The organism is Pseudacidovorax sp. DMC4 (assembly GCF_056314265.1).
In genome coordinates this window covers 1-4,537 of the sequence record NZ_JBQUYR010000033.1, presented here as the reverse complement: position 1 = coordinate 4,537, position 4,537 = coordinate 1, and the positions used below count along the sequence as shown (strand labels likewise).

Sequence of the window (4,537 nt, the reverse complement as noted above, 5' to 3'; positions counted from 1 at the left end):
AGATCCGCTGGCGCCTGGACGAGCTCGCGCCGGGGGCCGAGGCCGTGGTGAGTGCGCGCGCGAAGGTGGAGATGGCCCCCGCGCCGAGCGCTGCGGCGGCGCGCAGTGGCACCAGCACGGCGGCAGCGGCGGCCCCGGCGGCGGCCAAGCCGTAGAGCGGAGCGCGGCCGCTGGAGCGGGCCGCTTGAGCAGCGCTCGAGAGACGAGCGCTTGAAACCTTGAGAACGGGAGTGCGCGCGCTGGCGCGTGTGGGCATGCGGTGCCGTGGGGCGTGCGCATGTGCAGGCGCGGCGTGGCGTGTGGCGTGTGGCGTGTGCCTGTTTCTCAGACCGAGTGTGGGTTGCAGCGAGTTCCTGAGCCGAGAGGCGGGGGGGAGGCGCGGCGGCCGCACTGCCCTGCTGTGCGGGAGGCGGCGCATGAAGCCGTGTCGCAAGGCAGATTTTTAGTGAAGTCCTTTTGTGAACGTCGGCATTCCTTAGAGAGGAGAAAACACGTGAAAAACCATTACCCCCATACGCGAGGCGGCGGCGCGCTGCTCGCGACGTGGGCGGGCACAGCAGCCGTGGCGGCGGTCTTCCTGGGTGGAAGTCCGTTGGCCATGGCGGCGGCGCCTGCCGCGGGATCCAAGATAGGCAACGTCGCTTCGGCGAGCTACTACGACACGGACAACAAGCAGCAAAGCTCCAGCTCCAACTCGGTGGAGACCACGGTGCTGCAGGTGGGCTCGTTCTCGCTGGACAGCAAGATCACCACAGCCACGCCGCTGGACGTGATCAACACCAAGGCGGGCTCGGCCGGTGCCACGATCTATGCGTCGCACGTGCTGACCAACACGGGCAACGGGCAGGACGCGTTCACGATCAAGGTGGATGCGTCGGGCACGCCGAAGTTCAAGACCATCGCGGTCTATGCGGACACCAACGGCGATGGTCTGCCCGATGGGGACCCGCTGTGTACGGACAGCACCAGTTCGGGCTCGATCGGATGCGCCGTGTCCACGCCTACGTCGGTGGCGGGCAACGTCAGCGGTGCGAACAACAAGTACAACTTCGTGGTGGCCTACACGCTGCCGGCGACGGCCACGGGCACGGGTGCGTACGACATCGGCAAGGTGACGGTGGCGCCGGTGGCCTCGAGCGTGACGGCCTATGGCTATGCGGCGACCAACCAGAGCGTGCAGGTGCAGGACAGCGTGAACCTGACCACCTCGGCGGCCTTCTCGGTCAGCAAGAGCATCGGCGCGCCGAATGCGGGCATCTACCCGCCCGGGGCGCTGACGGGGACATGGCCGAGTGCGATCGGCAACAACCCGAGCTCGGGCAGCAAGAGCGTGGCGGGCGCGAGCTGCGCGACCACGTGGTCGACGGGCCTGGCCTCTACGGCCTCGTGCACGTACATCACGTACACCATCTCGTACACGAACAACGGTGCGGCCAGTGGCCGGTTCAACCTGCAGGACGTGATCGGCACCGGCGAAACGGCGGGCTTGACGTACGTGACGGGTTCGGCCAAGTGGAGCGGCAATGCAAACACCTCTGCGGCGCTGAGCGAGAGCAGCAACTCCGGGTTCACGGGTGCGGACTTCAACGTTGCCACCACCGGCAGCGTCAGCACGCTGACCTTCGTGGACGGCGCGGTGGCTGCGGGCGGCAGCGGCAGCCTGAGCTTCGTGGTGCTGGTCAACAGCAGCGCGACCAAGGGCGGCGACACCACCAGCAACGCGGTGAAGTTCAATCCGTTGGATGCCACGGGCGCCAATGCGGCTTCTCCGGTGTTGGGCAGCAGCCCCTCGACGTCGAACAAGTCGGTCTTCCTGGTGGCGGGCTCCTATGGTGTTGCGGTGGGTGCGGCCTCCTCGGCGACCTCCAGCGACGCGAAGGACGCGACGGCGGGCACGCCCAATGCCACGAGCACGGACTCGCAGTCCAATGCCAAGGCGACGGCGGGTTCGTCCACGAGCTTCACGCACAAGGTCTACAACCTGGGTGATGACGACATCGTGAACGTGACGGTGGCCTCCAGCACCTTCCCCACGGGCACGACGTTCCGCTTCTACAAGGCGGACGGCACGACGGAGCTGTCGGACCACAACAACGACGGCATCCCGGATACCGACACGATCAAGGGCGGCGACGTTGCCACGATCGTGGTGAAGGCGTTCATTCCTGCCACGACGGCGCCCAATGCGGCGGCCAACTACACGTTGACGCTGCTGGGCACGTCGGTGACCGACGCCACCAAGAAGGACGCGGCCAAGGACACCCTGGTGGCCGTGGTGGGTGCGGCGGTGGACCTGACCAACAGCAAGACGGGCGTGAGCAACAGCGGCGCCAATGCGGACGTGGGCCAGGGCCCGAGTGCGCAGCCGACGTTGATCAATGCCAGCGTGCCGGCGGGTTCGTGGACCACTCTGGACCTGTGGATCACCAACAACGACACCCAGAACAACACCTACACCCTGGTGTCCAGCGGCAACTCCAGCCTCTCGGGCAGCCTGCCAGTGGGCTGGACGGTGAAGTACGTCACGGGTGCGGTCGCCAAGACCGCGTGCGCGGCGGCGAGCGGCATCGACCCCAGCGCGATCTCGGTCAACGCTGGCCAGCAGCAAGAGCTGACGGCCTGTATCTCGATTCCTGCCACGCAGGCGCTGACGAACCAGGCGGTGTACTTCCGGGTGCGTGCGACGGGCCCGGGCTCGGACGGCACCGTGCCGGTGGACACGCTGTATGACCAGATCAACGTGATCGCTGCGGCGCTGACGTACTCGGCCACCATCGATCCGGCGGGCGGCGGCAGCCAGGTGGTTCCGGCCGGCTCGGTGACCTATGCCAAGACCATCTCGGCCGGCGGCACGGGCATCTGCCAGGCGGGCCAGGTCACGGTCGAGCTGGGCACGGGCAACGCCGATGCGGCGGCGGGCTGGTCGTATGCGATGTACGCCAACACCACCGGCACGCTCAACCCTGCCACGGATCTGGTGACCGCGGCCACGGTTCCCGGTCCCAAGCCGGGCCAGCCGGTGTACGTGTGGCTGAAGGTGTTCGCACCGGGCAACGCGGCGGTCAACACCTATGACGACGCCACGGTGACGGTGACCTTCCCCGAAAGCACGGCCGGTGCGGGCGACAGCTGCGGCACGGTGGTGGGCACGGCCCGCTCCACGGTGGTGCTCTCGCAGATCGTCGTGAGCAAGCTTCAGGCGCTGAACGCCACGTGCGATGCCACCGGTCTGACCACGGCGTTGGCAAATCTGACCGCCGGCTCGATCACGGCCAAGCCGGGTCAATGCGTGGTGTACCAGGTGACGGCGAGCAACAACAGCACGTCCACGGTGACCAACCTGTCGGTGAGCGACACGGTGCCGACCTACACGACGTGGACGGCCTCGGTGCAGCCGGCGACGGGGTGCACGTCCACCAACATCGTGCCGACGCTGGGCAACAGCGGTGCTGCGACCTACGACTCGGCCAGCAAGAAGGTCAGCTGCGACAGCGGCGCGAACAGCAACACGGTCTCGCCCACGGCCACGGCCACGCTGACCTTCCAGGTCCAGCTGGACCAGTAAGCCTTCCGAGGCGCTGAGGCTGCGAGTGCCGTGAGCGTCCTGCCCCCCCCGCTGCGGGGGTGGGGAGCCAAGGCGGTGCTCGCACCCCCGAAGGCAAAGCCTGCCTGCCCTGCTGTGGGCACGGCTTTGCCCTTTTCTGCGCGCTTTGGTGCGCGGGTGCCAGAGCGCGCAGAAAAGACCCGAGAGAGAGATCACCGAGAGAGAAGACGAGCGACAGCGACGAAGGAGTGGGCGGGCGCCCAAACAAGGAGCCTGCCGCCCCGCTGCCGATCCAGCCCACAACAACGCACAAGCCAGCCCAGCCGTGACCGCCATCCAACTGCACCCGATCCCGATCCTGCTGCGACGCCCTAGCCGGCGGCTCGGCGCCTGGCTGCCGATGCTGCTGCTGCCGGCGATGCTTGTACTGCTGCTGCTGGGCCTGTGCGGCGCGGCCGGGGCCAGGCCCGCGCCGGGCGGCACCGTGATCCGGGTGGTGGCCACGGCCACCTACACGCCGGCGGGCTACACGCAGACCGAGACCGTCTCCTCCAATGGTGTTGCGCTCACGGTGCAGTCGGTGGAGTCGCTCACGCTCACGCAGGACCAGACGCTCACGCGACCGCCGGGCATGCCGGTGGCCGTGAGCCACCTGCTGACCAACACGGGCAACGTGCGCACGGGCTACAAGCTGGGCTGGGCCAATGGCGGGGCGGGCTGCCCGAGCAGCGCGGCCCTGAGCCTGGCCTCGCTGCAGCTGGTGCGCGATGCCAACAGCAACGGCGTGGCGGACGCGGGCGAGCTGCCCCTGAAGCTGAACACGCCGGGTGCCCTGACGCTCGATCCGGGCGAGACGGCCACGCTGCTGGCCGTGGGCACCATGCCCACGGCGGCCTCGGGCGCGGTGTGCGCCACCCTCACGGCCACCTCGGGCGTGCAGGCGGCCACGGCGAGCAACCGGGACGTGATCGAGATCGGCAACGTGGCGGTGCT

The 4,537-nt window shown here is 68.4% G+C and carries 2 protein-coding genes; both read left to right on the top strand.

All coding sequences use genetic code 11. The features are described 5' to 3' along the window. Positions 1-493 precede the first annotated feature (493 nt). Complete coding sequence (locus ACT54X_RS28730) at positions 494-3,565, top strand: beta strand repeat-containing protein (RefSeq protein ID WP_354319752.1); 3,072 nt, start codon at positions 494-496, stop codon at positions 3,563-3,565. Positions 3,566-3,869: 304 nt separating this feature from the next. Continuing rightward, positions 3,870-4,537, top strand: a 668-nt coding sequence (locus ACT54X_RS28725) for a hypothetical protein (protein WP_476350042.1), incomplete at its 3' end; no start/stop codon positions are given.